Consider the following 19,605-nt stretch of genomic DNA (forward strand, 5'->3'; position numbering starts at 1 on the left):
TGCTTCGAATGTGCGGGTGAATCGTGCTCAAGGCAAGAGGCGATAGTCTTCTCAAATAGTAATAATTGTCATTATTGATGCGAATGGTCGCTATCTTGACGCTAACATAGCGTTCGAAGCCGTGAACTCGTCGGCTCTCTTCACATCGAATCCATAGAGGACTAAAATGGTCCTCAATAGAGCATCCGTGGAGTGAGGGCATGTTGAAGCTTTCCAAGCTAACCGACTATGCCGCTGTGGTAATGGCGCAGATCGCGCGTTACCCGGAGCAGGCACACGCCGCCACCGAGCTGGCCGATGCGGTGCAGTTGCCACACCCCACCGTCAGCAAGACGTTGAAGATGCTGGTGAGAGCCGGGCTTCTGGAATCGCGGCGCGGCTCGTTGGGCGGTTATCGGTTGGCGCGACCGGCGGCGTCCATTACCGCCTCCGATATCATCGGCGCCATCGAAGGGCCGGTAGCGATGACCGAGTGCAGCCACGCCGATGGCGACTGCGATCTGGTCAACACCTGCGGCGTCGCTGATAACTGGCAGCGTGTCTCGCTGGCTATTCGCACCTTGCTCGACAGCGTGACCCTGGCGCATCTAGCCCAGGAAGCACCGCTGAAACTGCCCGTTCAATTGCCCATACAGAGCGTGACCTTGGCGAGTCGCGCCGAGATTTGATTAGACGATATCGGGGCCGTGGCGATGGCCACGCGCCGAGAGCATACCGCTCGGGAGGAGAGACACCATGGCAAGTCAGGAAATGGAAGAGCTTGTTCAGCGCGAATATACCCAAGGGTTCGTGACTGACATCGAAAGCGATACCGTACCGCCGGGGCTGGATGAAAACACCATCGCCTTCATCTCGAACAAGAAAGGCGAGCCCGAGTGGATGCTGGAATGGCGCCTGGAGGCTTATCGTCAATGGTTGACGATGACTACGCCTTCTTGGGCGCATCTCGACTATCCGCCTATCGATTATCAAGCGATCTCCTATTACAGCGCGCCCAAAAAGCAGGAAGACAAGCCGCAGAGCCTCGACGAGGTCGATCCCAAGCTCCTGGAAACCTATGAGAAGTTGGGGATTCCGCTGCACGAGCGCGCGGCGTTGGCCGGGGTCGCGGTGGATGCGGTGTTCGACTCCGTCTCCGTGACGACCACCTTCAAGGAGAAGCTGGCGGAAGCGGGTGTCATCTTCTGCTCGATTTCCGAGGCGATTCGCGAGTATCCGGAGTTGGTGCGCCAGTATTTGGGTAGCGTCGTGCCTCAGGGTGATAACTACTTCGCCGCGCTCAACTCGGCGGTGTTCACCGACGGTTCCTTCGTCTATGTGCCCGAAGGTGTCGAGTGCCCCATGGAGCTGTCCACTTATTTCCGCATCAATGCGGCGAATACCGGCCAGTTCGAGCGCACATTGATCGTCTGTGATAAGCGCGCCCAGGTGTCCTATCTGGAAGGCTGCACCGCGCCGCAGCGTGACGAGAACCAACTGCATGCGGCGGTGGTCGAGCTGGTGGCGCTGGAAGATGCCAACATCAAGTACTCGACGGTGCAGAATTGGTACCCCGGTGACGAGGACGGCAAGGGCGGTATCTACAACTTCGTCACCAAGCGCGGCGATTGCCGGGGCGATCGCTCCAAGATCAGCTGGACGCAGGTCGAGACCGGTTCGGCGATCACCTGGAAGTATCCGTCCTGCATGCTGCGCGGCAAGGACAGTGTCGGCGAGTTTTATTCCGTGGCGGTGACCAACGGTCGCCAGCAGGCCGATACCGGCACCAAGATGATTCATATCGGCGAAGGAACGCGCTCCACCATCATCTCCAAGGGGATCGCCGCCGGCCGCAGCGATCAGGCGTATCGTGGCCTGGTCAAGGTCGGTCCACGCGCTAAGAACGCGCGCAACTTCACGCAGTGCGATTCGCTGTTAATCGGTGACCGCTGTGGCGCGCATACCTTCCCGTATCAGGAAATCGGCAATAGCTCGGCGACCGTGGAGCACGAGGCGACCACCTCGAAGATCGGCGAGGATCAGTTGTTCTACTGCCAGTCACGTGGCATTTCCGAAGAAGACGCCGTCAACATGATCGTCAACGGCTTCTGCAAGGACGTCTTCCAGGAGCTGCCGATGGAATTCGCGGTGGAAGCCGAGGCGCTTCTCAATGTGACGCTGGAAGGGGCAGTCGGGTAACGCACCCGAGATGCTGCCAGGCGCACAGTCAAGGTCTCAATCCATGTATCGGAGTCGCCGGGCGACTCGAACGCAAGCAAGGTATCAAGATGCTCGAAGTCAAAGATCTGCATGTCACGGTGGAAGGTTCGGAAATCCTCAAGGGGCTGAACTTGACCGTCAATCCCGGCGAGGTTCATGCCTTGATGGGCCCCAACGGGGCGGGCAAGTCGACGCTCTCGGCGGTGATTGCGGGTAAGGATGGTTACGAGGTAACCAGCGGGGAAATACTGTTCGAAGGCAAGAATCTGCTGGAAATGGAAATCGAAGAGCGCGCGCTGGCCGGTATCCTGCTGGGGTTCCAGTACCCCGTGGAAATTCCGGGCGTGAAGAACATCTACCTGCTCAAGGCGGCGCTCAACGCTCAGCGAGTCGCGCGTGGTGAAGAGGAAATTCCGGCGCCGGAATTCATGAAGCTGGTACGCGAGCAGCTGAGCTTCATGAAGATGGACGGCAGCTTCTTGCAGCGTGCGGTCAACGAGGGGTTCTCGGGCGGCGAGAAGAAGCGCAACGAGATCCTGCAGATGCTGGTGTTGCAGCCCAAGCTGGCGATGCTCGACGAGATCGACTCGGGGCTTGATATCGACGCCATGAAGGTGGTCGCCGAGGGCATCAACTCGCTGCGCAATGCCGATCGCGCAATTCTCATGGTGACGCACTATCAGCGTCTGCTTGAGCATATCGTGCCGGATCGCGTCCATGTCCTGGTGGACGGCCGTATCGTCAAGTCCGGCGATAAGGATCTTGCCAACGAGCTTGAGGCCCGTGGGTATGAATGGGTGCTGGAGGAGTCTGCGGCATGAGTGCAGCACACGCTTTTCTACAGCGGCTCGGCGAGCGAGCCGATGACGAGCCGACCTGGGTGGCGGCACGCCGCCAGGCCGGGGCGGCACGCTTCGAAGCCTTGGGATTTCCTACCAAGCGTGACGAGGCCTGGAAATATACCGACGTTCGGCGCATCGCCGAAGGCGAATTCACGCTGGCCGATGACGCCGAGCTCGACGAGGCGCGTTTCGCGGCACTCGGCATGCCGCTGGACGCGCATCGCCTGGTATTCGTCGATGGTGTCTTCTCGGCGGCTTTGTCCGACCTGACAGATCTGCCCGACGGCGTTTCCGTCGAGCCGTTAACCACGGCAATGCGTACTAACCACGAGGCGATCGGTGGCGCCATCGGGCGTCTCGCAGGGGTCGACTTCTCGCCGTTCACCGCGCTCAACGTGGCGCTTTCCGAGGAAGGCGCAGTCGTGCGTATCGGTCAGGGCGTCGTGGTCGAAAAGCCAATCTATGTGGTTTTCGCCTCGCGCGCCAATGAATCGGCACGGATGAGTCATCCGCGCGTGTTGGTGATGGCCGGAGCGCGTAGCCAGTCCACTGTGATCGAGCATTACGCCGGCGAAGCGGGCGCGGCCAACTTCACCAACGTGGTCAGCGAAGTCATGCTCGAACGCGGCGCCATCGTCGATCACTACAAGCTTCAGGAAGCCTCTAGTGAGGACCTGCATGTGGCGAGCATCCATATCGAACAGGGTCGAGATTCGCGCTTTACGTCGTTCAACTTGAACTTGGGCGGCGCGCTGGTGCGCACCGACTTGGTCACGGATCTCAACGCTCAAGGCGCGGAGACCAATTACAATGGCTTGTTCTTCGTTCAGGGTCGTCAGCACGTCGACAATCACACCCTGGTCAACCACAACGCGCCGAACACCTTCTCCAACGAGAACTACAAGGGCATTCTCAACGACCGTGCCCGGGGCGTGTTCAACGGCAAGGTGATCGTCAAGCGCGATAGTCAGCAGATCGAGGCGTATCAGAACAACGCCAACCTGCTGTTGTCCGACCGCGCCGAGATCGATACTAAGCCGGAGTTGGAAATCTACGCCGACGACGTCAAGTGCTCGCACGGCGCGACGACCGGCCAGCTCGACGAGGAAGCCGTCTTCGCATTGCGCACGCGCGGCATTGACGAGCAAATGGCGCGCGGTCTCTTGACGTTGGCGTTCGCTGGCGAGGTGATGGACCAGGTGCGTTTGCCGGTCATTGCCGAGCGTGTCGAGCGTGCCGTGGCGGGGAAATTGCCTGAGCGCTTCAATCTCGCGGATCTGGTCGAGGTTTCCGACGCGCTTGAGGAGGCTTGAGCCCATGAATGCCTTTGCCGAGACGATGCTTGATGTGGCGCGTGTGCGTAGCGACTTCCCGATCCTCGAACGGGAAGTTCACGGCAAGCCGTTGATCTATTTGGACAACGCGGCGACCAGCCAGACGCCGTCGGCGGTCATCGACACGCTGGACGATTACTATCGGCGCTATAACGCCAACATCCATCGTGGGTTGCATACCCTGGCCGACGAGGCCACGGCGGCTTACGAGGGCACGCGCGAGAAGGTGCGTGCATGGCTGGGGGCGGCGTCGCATCGCGAGATCGTATTCACGCGCGGCACCACCGAGGCGATCAATCTGGTCGCCAATAGCTGGGGTCGAGCTAATCTGCGCCCGGGTGACGAGATCATCGTCTCGTTGATGGAGCATCATTCGAATATCGTACCTTGGCAGATGCTGGCCGAGGCGCTGGACGTCACGCTCAAGGTGATTCCGGTCGATGAGCGCGGCGTGCTCGATCAAGCGGCTTATCGGGACATGCTGGGTGAGCGTACGCGTTTGGTGTGTGTCAATCACGTTTCGAATGCGCTGGGCACCGTCAATCCGGTGGCAGAAATGGCGCGCGCGGCGCATGAGCATGGTGCACTGATTCTGGTTGATGGTGCCCAGGCGGTGCCGCATCAACGCGTTGATGTTCAGGCGCTGGACGTCGACTTCTATGCGTTCTCGGGCCACAAGGCTTATGGCCCTACCGGCGTGGGTGTACTCTATGGTCGTGAGGCCTTGCTCGAGGCGATGCCGCCTTGGCAGGGCGGTGGCGAGATGATCAGCCGCGTGTCCTTCGAGAAGGGCACGGTTTACAGCGAGATTCCGCACAAGTTCGAGGCTGGCACTCCGGCCATCGCGGAAGTGATCGCTCTGGGGGCGGCACTCGATTGGATAGCGGATACCGGCATCGATCTGATGGCGGCGTGGGAGCATCACCTGCTCGAGCGTGCCACCGACAAGTTGAAGGCGGTCGATGGCCTGCGCATGATCGGCACGGCGCCTGACAAGGTGAGCGTGCTATCGTTCGTGGTCGACGGCGCGCATTCCCAAGATATCGGCCTGCTGATCGATCAGCTTGGCGTGGCGATTCGTACCGGGCATCATTGTGCCCAACCGATGCTTGCCAGCATGGGACTCGACGCGACATGCCGCGCCTCTCTGGCCGCGTACAACACGCCGGAAGAGGTCGATGCGTTCGTCGAGGCCTTACAGAAAGTCATCGCCATGGTGCGCTAACGGAGACGGCATGGATCAACTGCAAAGCCTCTACAAGGGGCAAGAAATGCCCTTGCAGCGCGATGTCGAGGCGATCTCGATTCCCTTCGGCAAGAGCGTGACCTTGACCGAGGATAGTATCGTCTCGGTGATGCAGGCCAAGGGTGGAACGGTCAGTGTCGGCTTCGAGGGACGCATGTTCCTGATCGAGGGACACGACCTCGATGCCCTGGGGCTCGAGGCAGTGTCGCGTGCGTTCCTGCCCGAGGGAGCCAGCGACGAGGAGCTCGAGGCCTACATCTGGGCGCAGCTGCGGACCTGTTTCGACCCGGAGATTCCGGTCAATATCGTCGATCTGGGGCTGGTCTACGGATGTCGTATCGAGCATCTTCTAAGTGGCGAGACCATGGTCACCATTCGCATGACGTTGACCGCGCCAGGCTGCGGCATGGGAGAGGTGATCGCCGAAGATGCCCGGCGTAAGCTCCAGGGGGCCGCGCAAGTGTCCAAGGTGCATGTCGAGATCGTTTTCGACCCGCCCTGGAGCCGTGAGATGATGACGGAGGAGGCGAGGCTGGAGCTGGGCATGTTCTAGGACGATGCCTTCGTCGCTCTCTTTCTCATGGTGGGGCGTGGCTGACGCCCTTTTATTCGTTGGAGATCCGCATGCCGCGAGAAAACGGTCGCCGGGGGCTGATCCGATGGGGATGGCGACTGCTCAAGTGGTGTCTTGTCGGCGTGATCTTCATATTCGCCGTGGTGGTGGCGCTCAACGTCTGGGTGTTCGCCAAGACGGCTGGCCGTATTCATCACGATACGCTCGTGTGCGACGCCGAGCCGGTCGGGCTGGTCTTCGGGACCGCCGAGGGACTTCGTGGCGGCGGCCATAACCCCTATTTTGCTGCGCGCATGGAGGCCGCTGCGCAACTGCTGCGCCTGGGGCGTGTCCAGCACCTTTTGCTGTCCGGTGACAATCGCACGCGTTACTACAACGAGCCCGTGTCGATGTGGCGCTCATTGCGTGCGCGTAATGTCGATAGTGACGATATGACGCTCGACTATGCCGGTTTCAGCACCTTCGACAGTGTGGTGCGAGCGCGCCGTGTCTTCGGGGCTGAGCACGTGCTGATGATTTCGCAGGCTTGGCACTTGCCGCGTGCTCTGTTTATCGCCGATGCGGTCGGCTTGAAAGCGGAAGGCTGCGCTGTGCCGGACGGTCGGGTCGGGGGCGAGTGGCAGCTTTGGTTGCGCGAATGGTTGGCACGTGCAGCGACCGTCGGTGATATCTATCTGTGGGGTAGGGTACCTTACTTTCTCGGGCCGCCTGAAACGTTGCCTATCCGCAAGAAGGAGGAGTGACGGTGCCCGAGATCGGGATCAACGCTTATGCTGTGCGTTGAGCTCGCGAATCAACGCTCGACAGTTCTTCCAGCAGCGCTCCAGCGCCGGCTCCACGGCATCCGGGAGGGGGTGGGTGAATGCCGTGCCCATCGCCTGCATCAACACGCGCTCCTGCTCGAGTAGCTCGCCTAACAGTACCTGACTGTCGTTGCCCACGAAGCTCTTGATACGACTCCATAGCCAGAGGTAGTCATCGCGCTCCACGTCGGCATCGCGCGGCAGAATATCGAGATGCTCCTTGGCCAGTTTCTGCAGCTCGCGCATGGCCTGGCCGCGCTCTTCATAATGCGGCTTCAGACGATCGCGCAGCGCAGGACGCAGGCGCTCGAAATTGTCCTGGAAATAATCGAGACTGTCGGCCAGCGCTTCCAGCACGCTGTCCATCGCCACTTGGCGATTATCGAGAAACATGGGCGGTCACCTCCTCCGGTGACGCAAATTGTGCGGGTGGAAACAGCGTTTTGCTACCCCGGCGGCAAGAAAATTTCCCCGTGTGGCACGGCGCACGACGGATGCCTCGCTCAGCCTTTGGGTTTGGGAGGCGCCTTGCGTGGGGTGACACCATTTTTCGCGATGTAGTCGATGATCTGTCCGGCAATATCCTTGCCTGTGGCGGTTTCGATACCTTGCAAGCCCGGTGAGGAATTGACTTCCATGATCACGGGGCCGTGATTGGAGCGTAGTAGATCCACACCGGCGACGCGCAGGCCCATTGCCTTGGCGGCGCGGATGGCCGTGGAGCGTTCTTCCGGGGTGATACGTATGACGCTGGCGGTGCCGCCACGGTGAAGATTGGAACGGAACTCACCTTCGAGCGCCTGACGCTTCATGGCGGCGACCACCTTGTCGCCAATGACTAGGCAGCGCACATCGGCGCCCTTGGCCTCCTTGATGTACTCCTGGACCATGATGTTGGCTTTCATACCCATGAAGGCCTGGATGACCGATTCGGCGGCCTGGTTGGTTTCCGCCAGAACCACGCCGATGCCCTGGGTACCTTCGAGCAGTTTGATGACCAGCGGTGCACCCTTGACCATGGTGATGAGGTCTGGAATATCGTCCGGTGAGTGGGCGAACCCAGTGACCGGCAGTCCCAGCCCCTTGCGTGACAGCAATTGCAGAGAGCGTAGTTTGTCGCGCGAGCGCGTGATCGAGACTGAGTCGTTGAGGACATAGGTGCTCATCATCTCGAACTGGCGCAACACGGCGCAGCCATAGAAGGTGACGGAGGCGCCGATGCGCGGCACGATGGCATCGAATGGTTCGATTTCCTCGCCTTTGTAGTGAATCGACGGCCGGTGTGAGGCGATGTTCATGTAGCAGCGCAGCGTATCGACCACCCGGGCGGTGTGCCCGCGCGCTTCGGCAGCCTCGATCAGACGCCGCGTCGAGTACAGTCTGCGATTGCGTGAAAGAATGCCGATGTGCATGGTCGTCTCCACTCGATAGCGATGCCGGCGGGATCAGGGTTCGCCGTGCAGAAAGGCCGCGCCAGGCGCGACCAGAAGGCGGCGCAACGCGCGCCGTCCAAGCAGCATGGGGTGGCGCATGCTACGCCGGTCGGTCAAGGTCAGTTCGATAGGATAGTCGAGCCCCCCGAGCTGCATGTGCGTTCGGATGACGAGGCGCCATTGCTCGAACCCGTTGGAATTCTTGACCTTGCGTCGGTCATACAGCGGGAGTTCTAGCGTGTGCGCTGGGGCGTCGGGGCCGCCGCTGCGCGTAATGAAACGCACCCAAAGATGCCCTTGCCGCTCGAATGTCTCGATGTTTTCGGCGTGCAACGCCGAGGTGCGCGCCCCCGTATCGATTTTAGCGCACAGCGTTAGACCCAGCTCCGGAAGGGTGACCATTTCGCGCCGACCGATGACGGCCTTGGCTTGATAGGGCAGTGCTTTCATGCATCAACGATCCAGTTCGGCCAAGCGCAAGCCGATAGGGGAGTCGGCACTCGCTTGGCGCAGCGTCATTAATACCGGTAGGCGCAAGCGTGGCACAAGCGCCAGATCACGTACCAGTGCGGTAAAGTTTGCTTGTGGCGTTTCCGCTAGTCGTGTGAGAAACCGCGGTAAGCGTTGCTCATCCTCGAGATGTGTCCAGCCGCGCGCGGCGATGGCGGCAAGGACATCGGGCCCGCAGGCCGCTGGGTCGTCGAGTAGCGTATCGTACCAGGCGCCGACCCGCGAATCGCGACTGCCACCCAGAGCGCGAATTACCGCGCACACAGTTTCGAGATCCCCTGAGCGCGCTGCTTGTTCGGCGCGTTCGCGAAGCGGCTCCACGCATGCCGAAGCCACGTCTCGATGCTCCATACAGTAGCAAAGCGGTTGCAGGGCCTCGACCGGTAGCGTGGGGATCTGCTCGGCCAAGCGAACTTCTTCCCCACTGTCGAGGCGGGCAACGAAATCGGCAATTCCCTGGAGGCCGAGCATTCGCCAGTTGACGCTGGTGTCGGCATCGATCAGGTAGGCGTAGACCAGCGCATGGTGCTTGCTGGCCGGTTGGGCAAAGTCGCGGACGGCCTGGGCATGCAACATGGCTTGCTGTGTGAGCTCGGGGGTAAAGACCAAGGGATTGTCGTGCATCAAGTTGTCGATGTGTGGTGCATCGTCGCGCCCGACGCTTTCCACCGTGCGGCCCAGGGTCTCGACCAGGCGTTCGAGAAAGGCGTCGCGGGGCCCGGGGACCAGCATGCCTTGCTCATCCAAGGGCAAAGCCAAGAACCAGATCAAGGGCTCGCTTGCGGTATCGTTGCCCAGGCGGAATGCGCATGCCAGGCGCGCTTGGCCGTTCCAGGGCAAGGGCCAGGGGGTAGTTCCGGCTTCGAACTCGGTGAGCCGTGATAATTCGAAAGGCGCGATGCGGCGCCCCATGTCGAAAAGGCGTACTTCCGCACCGGTACGTTGGAAAAATTCACTGAGCGTGGTGATCGACTGCATGCTGCCTCCGGGATCGAGGCCGGCACTGTAGCGTTCAAGGATGGCGTTGACCAGCCCAGATTGGTTAAAAAATAAACGCTTTCTGCCAGGCGGCGTCATCCATGGCCAAACGAGGGTTGTCCCACGTTTATCCACAATCCCGTCCCAATGAACTGTGGGTAAACGACGTATTGAGGAGAAACCGTTGTTGAGGTGGCCAATCGCCTAGGGTGAACGCGATAATGGAGCTGTGTTTACCCTTTTCCAGGAGACGAGATGACGGCTCATGACGCCTTGATGCAGGCATTGGAAAACTTGGTCGCGACGTTACGCAGTGTCGATATGTGGCGAGTGGAAGAACCAACCGCAGCGGCTTTCGCCAGCCAGCAGCCATTTTGCGTCGATACCATGGCGATGCCTCAGTGGCTGCGCTATGTCTTCGTGGCGCGGCTCGAAACGCTGGCCGAAGCTGAGTCACCGTTACCGGCGTCCTGCGATGTCGCGCCCGCCGTGGATACCTGGCTTAAGGACGCCTCGCCCAGCGTGCGTCGCGTGGTCACCGAAGCCGTGGCCGAGGTAGACCGGGTCGTCACCGAGGCGTGATGTACATGGCCAGACACGAAAACGCCGGGCGAGAGCCCGGCGTTATATCAACTTGCTGACGCATCTTACTTAGAAGCGATAGCTGAGGCCGCCACCCACGGTGACCGGATCCAGATCGACTGAACCGGCTGAGCTGCCATTGATGTCGACGTCAGAGTCCACATCGGTGTAGCTGGCGAAGCCATTGAAGGCCAGGTTCTCGGTCACGAACAGGTCAACGCCGAGTTCACCGACGGCACCCCAGGAGTCATCCATATCGGCGCTCTGGCCGTTGGCGAGGTTTTCGCTGGAAAACTTGGTGTAATTGACGCCGGCACCAGCATAGGGCTGAACGCGCGAGTCAGTGCCACCCAGCGGATAGTATTGCAGCGTCAGATTGATCGGGCGCTGTTCGAAGTCGCCGTCGACCCCATTGGTCGAGAAGTCGTGCTCGAACTTTTCGCTGGAGCTCAGGGCGACACCCAGCTTGTCGTGGAAGAGGTAGCCGACGCTACCCATGAAACCATTCTCGTCGTCGACATGGCTGTCATCCATATCGCTTTTGGCGATATCACCGCGTACGAAGAAGTCGCCTGCATCATAGGCGAGAGCGGCCTGGGTACCGAAAGCGCAGGAGCCGGCCAGTACGAGAGCGGAAAAAAGTTTGGTCTTGGTCATGGAGCACTCCTTTGGGTTACAGCGCCGTATCGAACGGCGTTTCCGTATTAACGCTTGCAGTATAGGAAACAGTGTTTTTTAAGTCCAGAAGAATTTTCAAACACTGTTTTCTTCCGTTGGGGGAGTCTAATTCACCATGATGGGCGAGTTCGGCATTATAAGGGCGTCGTGTTATCGAAATGACGGATTAGCCAAGCGGGTGAAAAACCTCTTAACTGCCAAGTGAGCCCATCGTGAAAGGAGTACGTGGATGGGTGGTCATGGATCGGTGTGGTTGGTCTGCTCAGGTGGTGGCTGGATATGGCGGCGTCGTGTCTATGGTTGATCGTGGCGAGCTAAAAGCGGAGGAAAAGATGGAGCTATCATCGTCGACGGGCGAGGGAGTGCAGGAAGAAGGCACTGGTGCTGGTTGGCTGTTGTCCATCGTGGTGCCTGTCATGAATGAAGAAGCCGCCATTCCGGGGTTCCTACAAGCGATCTATGACACTCTTGATGACCATATTGCGCGTTGGGAAGTGCTCTTCATCGATGACGGATCGCAGGATGCGACCCTGACCAGCTTGCGCCACGCGCATGAGAGCGACGCCCGCGTACGCTACCTTTCGTTGACCCGTAACTTCGGCAAGGAGGCGGCGCTTTCGGCGGGCCTCGCGCATGCCCGTGGCGATGCCATCGTGCCCATGGATGTCGACCTCCAGGATCCGCCAGAGGTGATTCTAGAATTCGTGCGCGTGTGGCGTGAGGAAGGCTATGACATGGTTTATGGCGTGCGCGGTACCCGTGACGAGGATACTCATACGAAACGTGCCACTGCCGGCTTGTTCTATCGCTTCTTCAACCGCATGGCGGAGACACCGATTCCGCGTAATGCAGGGGATTTCCGGCTCATGGATCGGTGTGTGGTCGACGCTATCAACCGCCTGCCGGAACGCAGCCGGTTCATGAAGGGGCTGTTCTCCTGGCCGGGGTATCGCACCACCGGGGTTTACTACGCGCGCCCTTCCCGTGAAACGGGGCAGAGTAAATTCAACTACTGGAAGCTGTGGAACTTCGCATTGGATGGAGTGGTGAGTTTCTCCACCTGGCCGCTGCGGATCTGGTCCTACTTCGGTGCGGTGATCGCGTTGATCGCTTTCTTGTACATCGTATTGCTGGTAGGGCGTGTGGTGCTATTTGGCAGCGACGTGCCCGGCTATGCGTCGCTGATGACGGCGATTCTGTTTTTCGGCGGCATGCAATTGTTGTCGATCGGCGTGCTGGGGGAATACGTGGGGCGGCTCTTCATCGAGGCCAAGCATCGGCCGCTCTACCTGGTCGCTGAAGATAGCGAGACGCCACGAGCGTCGCGCGGTCGAGGTGACAGCTAACCATGAGTCGGTTCGTGGGGGAGGCTAGTACTGCTGCGCGCTTCGGGCTCGTCGGGGGCATCGCCACGGGGGTACATTTGCTGGTGGCGGGCGTGCTGCTCGGGCTCTGGCCGGGAGTGTCCGAGTTCGTGGCGAATCTCGTGGCATTTTTAGCGGCTTTTCAGGTGTCGTTGATCGGGCATCGGCGCGTCACCTTTCGCCGGCGTGGCCGGGCAAGGCGTTTCTTCTTGGTGGCGGCGTTGGGCTTCGCTCTGAACAACGGGGTGTTGGCCGCCTTGTTGGCCGTGACCCCACTAAGCGGCTTTATTGCCGTGGCGATCGCGACATTGACGGTGCCGGTGCTCACTTACCTGGCGTCGCGCTTCTGGGCCTTTGGTGCACCACCGTGACCGACCATCGAAAAGGGCTCCCGCAGGAGCCCTTTCACTAATCGGCGTGCGCTATGCGCGCTCTTTTAGCGAGAGATTTGCTTATATTCTCCGGCATCCTTAGTCACATTGCTCACTACCAGGATGGCAATGAAGGAGGCGATGAAGCCAGGAATGATCTCGTATACACCGGAACCTCCCATGAACGATGCGTTCCAGCCCAGTGAGATCCAGATCATGACGGTGACGGCCCCCACGACCATACCTGCGATGGCGCCAGCGCCGTTCGTGCGTGACCACATCAGCGACAGGATGATCAATGGGCCGAATGCCGCACCGAAGCCTGCCCAGGCGTTGCTGACCAGCCCCAGGACCTGAGAGTTCGGATCAGATGCAATGAAGGCGGCCACCAAGCCAACCAATACGACACTAACGCGACCTATAGTGACGGTCTCCTTTTCTGTTGCCTCCTTACGCAGGAACAGGCGGTAGAAGTCCTCGGTCAGTGATGAAGATGCCACCAGAAGCTGGCTGGACACGGTGCTCATGATCGCCGCAAGCAGTGCCGCATAGAGGAAACCGGTGATCAGGGGATGGAACAGCAGGTCCGCCAGGATGATGAAGATCGTTTCCGGATCCTCGACCTCCATACCATTGCGGATTGCATAGGCTCGGCCGAATATCCCCAGAGAGACCGCACCGATTAGGGAAATGAGCATCCAGCTCATGCCGATGTTACGGGCGATAGGCACATCCTTCAGAGACCGAATGGCCATGAAGCGCACGATGATGTGCGGTTGTCCGAAATAACCCAGCCCCCAGGCCACTGCAGACAGCCAACCGATGAAGGTCAATCCATCCGTCCACGATAGCAGTGTGGGATCGACCTCATTCAGAGTCTGCGAGGCTTGGGTGAAACCGCCGCCACCTTCACCGAAGATCACGACCGCTGGCATGATGATCAGCGCCAGCATCATGATGCAGCCTTGCACGAAGTCCGTCATGCTCACGGCCAAAAAGCCGCCGACAACCGTATAGACAAGCACCACACCCAGAGTGATGACGACGCCCGCCGCGTAATCGCTCAGACCACCGATGTTGATGACGCCGGAAAACGCGCTTTCAAACAGCTTGCCGCCTGCCACCAGGCCTGATGCCGTGTAAACCGCGAAGAAGACGACGATGACGATGGCGGATACCGTCCTCAACGACATTGCTCGAGTCGGGAATCGGTTTGCCAGGAACGCGGGGATGGTTATCGCATTGCCATAATGAACCGTCTGTTCACGAAGGCGTGGTGCCACCAAAACCCAGTTGAAGAATGCCCCTACGAAAAGGCCGATACCGATCCAGGCCGAGCCCAAGCCAGAGACGAACATCGCTCCGGGTAATCCCAGCAGCAACCAGCCGCTCATGTCCGAAGCGCCGGCCGACAAGGCCGCCACTTTGGGGCTGAGGGTTCGGCCGCCCAACATGTAATCTTCAGACGTGGACGTGGATTTGCGCATGGCATAAAGGCCAATGCCAATCATGAGCGCAAAGTAAGCAAAAAGGCTGATCCAAACACCAATAGCCATAAAAACGTCTCCTGTTCTTAATTATCTTAGTTATTAGGCCGGATGCAGTCCGGCAGGTTGTTGGTACGCATGCGAGCCAGAACGCTGATGGCGAGCATCATGAACAGGCAGAGCGCGGAGGTGAAGCCGGTAGTGGCGTTGTCTTGACCATGAGGGGGTTCCCTTCAGTTGTTGTTTGAGGACGAGTGAAGATCACTCGTCTCCCAGTGCGAGTAGAGACGCGTTGCCGCCCAAGGCGGCGGTATTGATGGTGCGAGTCTTCTCCGTGGCGAACCGCTGCAGATAATGCGGCCCGCCCGCTTTGGGGCCAGTGCCTGACAGACCCTGGCCACCGAAAGGCTGTACGCCCACGACGGCTCCAATGATATTACGATTGACATACACATTGCCTACTCGAATTTTACGCGCTATTTCAGCAGCGAAGGATTCGTTACGGCTGTGAATGCCGAACGTCAGGCCATACCCCTTAGCATTGATGGTATCGATGACATGATCGATCTCCGCGCTACGATACCGAGCTATGTGTAATATCGGCCCGAATTGCTCGCTCTCCAGTGCATCGATGCCTTCGATTTCGAACGCGGTCGGCGCAATGAAGTGACCGTGCGCTGTGGTGTCGGCATCGGGTGTTGCCTCGGCCACCAGGCGGCCTTCCTCCTTGAGCCGCACGATATAATCGCTGAGCTGGCGATGAGCGTCCTCGTCGATGACCGGGCCGACATCGGTACCCAGATCGCGCGGATCGCCGATGTGCAGCTCCGCCATGGCGCCCTTGAGTAGCTCGATAACGTGGTCGGCGACGTCTTCCTGGATGTAGAGTACGCGCAAGGCGCTACAACGCTGGCCGGCGCTCTGGAACGCCGAGGCCACCACGTCGGCGACGACCTGCTCAGGGAGCGCGGTGGAGTCGACGATCATGGCATTCAGGCCACCGGTTTCGGCGATCAAGGTCGGCAGCGCGGCACCTTCGCGGTCGGCGAGAGAGCGGTTGATGATTTGTGCGGTGTTCGTACCACCGGTGAAAACGATGCCGGTGATGCGGGCGTCTCCGGTCAGTACGCTGCCCACGGTGGGGCCATCGCCGGGTAGCAATTGCACCACGTCGCGCGGCATGCCCGCCTCGTGGAGCAGTTCCACAACGCGGTGCGCGATCAGCGAAGTCTGCTCTGCAGGCTTGGCGAGCACTGGGTTGCCGGCCACGGCGGCAGCGACCATCTGGCCGCAGAAAATCGCTACCGGGAAATTCCACGGGCTGATAGCGGCGAACACCCCCTTGCCGGAGAGAATCAGCTCGTTGGATTCACCGGTGGGGCCGGGCAGGGGGATCGGCGCGTCAAACATCTCGCGGGCGCGCATGGCGTAATAGCGGCAGAAGTCCACCGCTTCGCGGATCTCGTCGACGCCATCGGTGAGCAATTTGCCGCCTTCGCGGGAACATAGCGTCATCAGTTCGGCGAGGTGCTCTTCCATCAAGTCGGCGAAGCGCTCGAGGATCTGCGCACGTTCCTCGACTGGCGTATCGCACCAGCGTGGGAAGGCCGTCCAGGCGGCATCCACGGCGCGCTGAGCCTGCTCGCTCGTCGTCCACTGCACGCTGCCCACGTGCTGGCGAGTATCGTAAGGGCTGAGCACGTCGTGACGCTGTGCGGCATCGTCTTCCACATCGAAGGCCAACAGCGGCTTGATGTGATGTTCCTTATCCATGAACGCCGCCATGGCGTCGATTAGCGGTTGGTATTGACTGTTGATATTCAAATTGACGCCTTTGGAGTTCTTGCGTTTTTCCCCATAGATATCGCGTGGCAGCGGAATCCGTGGATTGGCATAAGTGTCGTATTGCGACAAGGTCTCTACCGGGTGCTCGCAGAGGCTTTCCACAGGCACGCGAGGATCGACCAACTGGTGCACAAAAGATGAATTGGCACCGTTTTCCAGCAAGCGCCGTACGAGGTAGGGCAGCAAATCCTTGTGCGCGCCTACCGGTGCGTAGATACGGCAATAAGTGCCCTGTGGCGCGCGTTTGAGCGCGGCTTCGTAGAGCGCTTCGCCCATGCCATGCAGGCGTTGGAACTCGAAATGACGATCCCCCGCATTGGCGAGCTCCAGTATGGTACTGATGGTGTGGGCGTTGTGCGTCGCGAACTGCGGGAAGATGCGCCCTCGGGTATTTTCGGAGAGCAGGAAATGCACGCAGGCTAGATAGGTGACGTCGGTGCATGCCTTGCGGGTGAAGACTGGGTAACCGTCGAGCCCTTGCTGTTGGGCTTCTTTGATTTCGGTGTCCCAGTAGGCGCCCTTGACCAGTCGCAGTGGGATCTCGTCGCCACACTGATCGGCGAGACGGTTGATGTAGTGCAGCACTGGCAAGACACGTTTGGAGTAGGCCTGCACCACCAGCCCGAAGTGTCCCCACCCCCGGCAGGTATCGCTTTCGAACACGTCGCGGAAGACTTCAAGCGACAATTCCAGGCGGTCGGCTTCCTCGGCGTCGATGGTGATGGCGACGTTGTTCTCGCGTGCCAGCGAGGCGAGTCGGCGGACGCTGTCGGTGAGCTCCTCGAGGATCTGGCGGCGGCGTCCGAATTCGTAACGCGGATGCAAGGCTGACAGCTTGATCGATACCGAGGGCGCTGGGGTCTTGGCGTCGAGCTTACGGCTGGTAGCACCGACGCGTTTGATGGCCTGGGCGTAGTCATCGAAATAACGACCGGCGTCGGGCCGCGTGCGCGCCGCTTCGCCGAGCATGTCATACGAATAGGTGTAGCCCTTGTCGAATAGTGGCTGAGAGCGTTTCAGGGCCTCGTCGATGGTCCGTCCCAGCACGAACTGCTTACCCATGATCTTCATCGCTTGATACATGGCGCGGCGAATCACCGGTTCGCCCATGCGGTTGACCATCTTGTTGATGAAGTTGGCGGGCTTGCCCTCGCGCGGATGATCGAGCTGAAGGACACGGCCGGTCATCAGCAGCCCCCAGGTGGACGCATTGACGAACCAGGACTCGCTCTGGCCGACGTGTGCCTTCCAGTCGGCGGGGCCCAGCTTGTCTTCGATCAAGGCGTCCGCGGTGGCCTTGTCGGGGATGCGCAGCATCGCCTCGGCCAGGCACATCAACATCAAGCCCTCATGGGTATCGAGACTGTATTCCTGCAACAGCTCGTCGATGGAGTCGACTGCCGTATCCATGTCGCGGACGTCGCGTACCAGTTCGGCGGTCTGCGCGGCGATGCGCTTGAAATCCTCGTCGTCGCTGCGCAGCACCGCGGCCAGTTCGGCGACATAGGCATTCTCGTCGACACTGTAATGATCGCTGACACGTGCAAAGAGCGTGTCGAGCTCATCGTTCCAGGTGGCGTTTTCCAGCATGGTATTGGCATTCAGCATGTCATGACCCCGTGATGATCGGCGACGCGATAATGAAGGAGGGCGTGCGGAGTCGGCGCCGGTATGACGGCGTCCTTGTTGTGTCAGTCATCCTCGACTTTAGAGTGGGTCAGTGCGTCGAGTCTTGCCAATTTCTCGGGTCGGCGTGTCAAAAAACCCGCTAGGCGACGCTGAGGGGTTGAATCTTAGACGTTAGTCGATGTTGTGATGAGTAGCCGCCAATGGCGTCGCCCCATTGCGCCGCAATCGAGACGGTGGCTGACCGTAGTGGCGGCGGAAGGCGTGCGAGAGGGCGCTTTGGCTGGCGAAGCCGGTACGCGCTGCGACGTCGCTGAGCGGGATGGCGGCGCCACGCAGGAGCGCGCTGGCGTGTTCGAGTCGCCGACGCAACAAGTATTGGTACGGCGTCAGCCCTGTATGGCGTCGAAAGCGCTCGCCGAAATGCGCCTCGCTCAGGCAGGCCAGGCGCGCCAGATCCTTGACCGTCACGCGCTCAGCGAGATGAAGGTCGATGTAGCGATCGATGGTATCGAGATCTAGTGCGCGTCCGTTATCGAGGGTTGTCGGCGCAGCCAGACGGGCATGCAGGCAGCTCAAAAATGTGGTGGCGAGCAATTCGCCGTTGGCATGGCGCGGCTGCGACATTTCCTGTACCACGAAGTTGAGATAATTGCGCAGGGGGTCGTCGAGCGTGAAATAGCGTGGCGCATCGAACAGGCTGGCCAGTTCGCGATGACCTCCGGTCAGCGAGGGCGAGTCATCCGGGAGATCGAGGATCAACTGGCGGTTGTCACCGATACCTTCGTAATAGTGCACGTGATTGATCGGGACGATGCAGCCCGACAAAGGGGCAATGGAACCGCCCTGCCCCTCGATCTCGAATTCGGCATGGCCGGCCAGGCCGATAACGATCTGATGGAAGGCATGACCGTGATGCTTGACGGTGTTGTCGAGCGGCGTAAGACGGATGCTGCTGCTCATGGCGACCCTCCTGAGCTTCGCAGTGAGCTTACCATACACGCCCGTGACGCGTGAGGCGCAATTCTCAAGCCTCCAGTTCAGGCTTTCGCAGTGCCAAGCGTGCACGCAAATGGTCGCGTATCGCCTCGAGTTCGTCGCGCCCGGCACGCGATAGCAGGCAACCTCCCTGCACGACTTGCCAGGGTCTACCGTGCTCCTCCATCACATGCTGCGCGCGGCGGCGAATGCTTTCGAGATAGGCATCGTGGCGAATCGGATAATCGACCAGTGTATGCCACTCGGCCACGCTGACGCGTTTGTCCAACGTTTTGTCGAACAACGTGAGCAGATGCTCGGGCTCGGTCCGGTAACGGGGCGTACGGCTGAGCATCAGCATCGCCACGGTGCCGACCAGGATCGTCAGGCAGACGGCGAAAACTAGTAAAAAAAGTAGCATGATGCGGTGAGAGGCCGAAACGAATGCGAAGTATCAAGTCTAGCATGCGATCGCGCCACGACGCAGTGACTCTCCAGGCGCGGTGAAATCGCAAGGCAGGAATGGAGCGGGCAACGAGGCTCGGCCGGGCTGGCGTACCAGCTCGCGACCCTAGGGCTACGTCAAATCATGCAGAAAGGATGGAGCGGGCAACGAGGCTCGACCGGGCTGGCGCACCAGCTCGCGACCCTAGTGTTACTTCAAAGGATTCAAACAAAATGGAGCGGGCAACGAGGCTCGACCGGGCTGGCGCACCAGCTCGCGACCCTAGTGTTACTTCAAAGGATTCAAACAA

19 protein-coding genes are annotated in these 19,605 nt (G+C 59.9%); 10 read left to right on the plus strand and 9 right to left on the minus strand.

Features of this window, described 5'->3' with window-relative positions; translation table 11 throughout:
* Positions 1-200 precede the first annotated feature (200 nt).
* From LUN51_RS13325 to LUN51_RS13355, 7 genes are all read left to right on the plus strand, one after another.
* Positions 201-668 carry an SUF system Fe-S cluster assembly regulator gene (locus LUN51_RS13325; RefSeq protein ID WP_040244045.1) on the plus strand — a complete coding sequence of 156 codons (468 nt, stop codon included), beginning with the start codon at positions 201-203 and terminating at the stop codon, positions 666-668.
* Positions 669-735: 67 nt separating this feature from the next.
* A complete protein-coding gene (gene sufB / locus LUN51_RS13330) occupies positions 736-2,178 on the plus strand; it encodes a Fe-S cluster assembly protein SufB (protein WP_040244044.1) in 1,443 nt (480 codons plus the stop codon).
* Positions 2,179-2,267: 89 nt separating this feature from the next.
* On the plus strand, positions 2,268-3,020 hold the full coding sequence (gene sufC / locus LUN51_RS13335) for a Fe-S cluster assembly ATPase SufC (RefSeq protein WP_040244042.1): 753 nt from the start codon (positions 2,268-2,270) through the stop codon (positions 3,018-3,020).
* On the plus strand, positions 3,017-4,354 hold the full coding sequence (gene sufD, locus LUN51_RS13340) for a Fe-S cluster assembly protein SufD (RefSeq protein WP_040244040.1): 1,338 nt from the start codon (positions 3,017-3,019) through the stop codon (positions 4,352-4,354). Before sufC ends, sufD begins: the two co-directional genes overlap by 4 nt.
* A 4-nt stretch (positions 4,355-4,358) precedes the next feature.
* The gene (locus LUN51_RS13345) at positions 4,359-5,600 is read left to right on the plus strand and encodes a cysteine desulfurase (protein WP_277811657.1); all 1,242 of its coding nucleotides are present in this window, start codon (positions 4,359-4,361) and stop codon (positions 5,598-5,600) included.
* A 10-nt stretch (positions 5,601-5,610) separates the two neighbouring features.
* Positions 5,611-6,174, plus strand: a complete 564-nt coding sequence (gene sufT, locus LUN51_RS13350; protein ID WP_277811658.1) for a putative Fe-S cluster assembly protein SufT — start codon at positions 5,611-5,613, stop codon at positions 6,172-6,174.
* 71 nt (positions 6,175-6,245) lie between these two features.
* Positions 6,246-6,938, plus strand: a complete 693-nt coding sequence (locus LUN51_RS13355) for a SanA/YdcF family protein (protein WP_277811659.1) — start codon at positions 6,246-6,248, stop codon at positions 6,936-6,938.
* A gap of 18 nt (positions 6,939-6,956) precedes the next feature.
* Here the strand turns inward: LUN51_RS13355 and LUN51_RS13360 are convergent, their stop codons facing one another.
* From LUN51_RS13360 to LUN51_RS13375, 4 genes are all read right to left on the minus strand, one after another.
* A complete protein-coding gene (locus LUN51_RS13360) occupies positions 6,957-7,391 on the minus strand; it encodes a hypothetical protein (protein ID WP_040244032.1) in 435 nt (144 codons plus the stop codon).
* 110 nt (positions 7,392-7,501) lie between these two features.
* Positions 7,502-8,410, minus strand: coding sequence for a 30S ribosomal protein S6--L-glutamate ligase (gene rimK, locus LUN51_RS13365; RefSeq protein WP_040244030.1), 909 nt, complete (start codon positions 8,408-8,410; stop codon positions 7,502-7,504).
* Between the two features lie 33 nt (positions 8,411-8,443).
* Positions 8,444-8,881: an ATP-dependent zinc protease family protein gene (locus LUN51_RS13370; protein ID WP_277811660.1), complete on the minus strand. Its 438-nt coding sequence runs from the start codon at positions 8,879-8,881 to the stop codon at positions 8,444-8,446.
* A gap of 3 nt (positions 8,882-8,884) precedes the next feature.
* Positions 8,885-9,919, minus strand: a complete 1,035-nt coding sequence (locus LUN51_RS13375; protein ID WP_277811661.1) for a DUF3549 family protein — start codon at positions 9,917-9,919, stop codon at positions 8,885-8,887.
* A 255-nt stretch (positions 9,920-10,174) separates the two neighbouring features.
* On the opposite strand from LUN51_RS13375, the gene LUN51_RS13380 reads away from it, so the two are divergent.
* A complete protein-coding gene (locus tag LUN51_RS13380; protein WP_277811662.1) occupies positions 10,175-10,501 on the plus strand; it encodes a YqcC family protein in 327 nt (108 codons plus the stop codon).
* Positions 10,502-10,570: 69 nt separating this feature from the next.
* On the opposite strand, the gene LUN51_RS13385 is transcribed toward LUN51_RS13380, so the two are convergent.
* On the minus strand, positions 10,571-11,158 hold the full coding sequence (locus LUN51_RS13385) for an OmpW/AlkL family protein (protein ID WP_277811663.1): 588 nt from the start codon (positions 11,156-11,158) through the stop codon (positions 10,571-10,573).
* Between the two features lie 353 nt (positions 11,159-11,511).
* Between LUN51_RS13385 and LUN51_RS13390 the strand changes: the two genes are divergently transcribed.
* A complete protein-coding gene (locus LUN51_RS13390; RefSeq protein ID WP_277811664.1) occupies positions 11,512-12,525 on the plus strand; it encodes a glycosyltransferase family 2 protein in 1,014 nt (337 codons plus the stop codon).
* A gap of 2 nt (positions 12,526-12,527) precedes the next feature.
* A complete protein-coding gene (locus LUN51_RS13395) occupies positions 12,528-12,914 on the plus strand; it encodes a GtrA family protein (RefSeq protein WP_277811665.1) in 387 nt (128 codons plus the stop codon).
* Positions 12,915-12,979: 65 nt separating this feature from the next.
* On the opposite strand, the gene putP is transcribed toward LUN51_RS13395, so the two are convergent.
* From putP to LUN51_RS13415, 4 genes are all read right to left on the minus strand, one after another.
* The gene (putP, locus tag LUN51_RS13400) at positions 12,980-14,470 is read right to left on the minus strand and encodes a sodium/proline symporter PutP (RefSeq protein ID WP_277811666.1); all 1,491 of its coding nucleotides are present in this window, start codon (positions 14,468-14,470) and stop codon (positions 12,980-12,982) included.
* A gap of 192 nt (positions 14,471-14,662) precedes the next feature.
* Entirely contained in the window at positions 14,663-17,854 is a 3,192-nt protein-coding gene (gene putA, locus LUN51_RS13405; protein WP_277811667.1) for a bifunctional proline dehydrogenase/L-glutamate gamma-semialdehyde dehydrogenase PutA, read from the minus strand.
* Positions 17,855-18,046: 192 nt separating this feature from the next.
* Positions 18,047-18,835 (minus strand): AraC family transcriptional regulator, encoded by a 789-nt coding sequence (locus LUN51_RS13410; RefSeq protein WP_277811668.1) that lies wholly within the window; start codon positions 18,833-18,835, stop codon positions 18,047-18,049.
* Between the two features lie 64 nt (positions 18,836-18,899).
* Positions 18,900-19,271, minus strand: coding sequence for a hypothetical protein (locus tag LUN51_RS13415; RefSeq protein WP_277811669.1), 372 nt, complete (start codon positions 19,269-19,271; stop codon positions 18,900-18,902).
* Positions 19,272-19,605 lie beyond the last annotated feature (334 nt).

The sequence above is a fragment of the Chromohalobacter canadensis genome (assembly GCF_029544075.1).
GTDB classification, from domain to species: Bacteria; Pseudomonadota; Gammaproteobacteria; order Pseudomonadales; family Halomonadaceae; genus Chromohalobacter; species Chromohalobacter canadensis_A.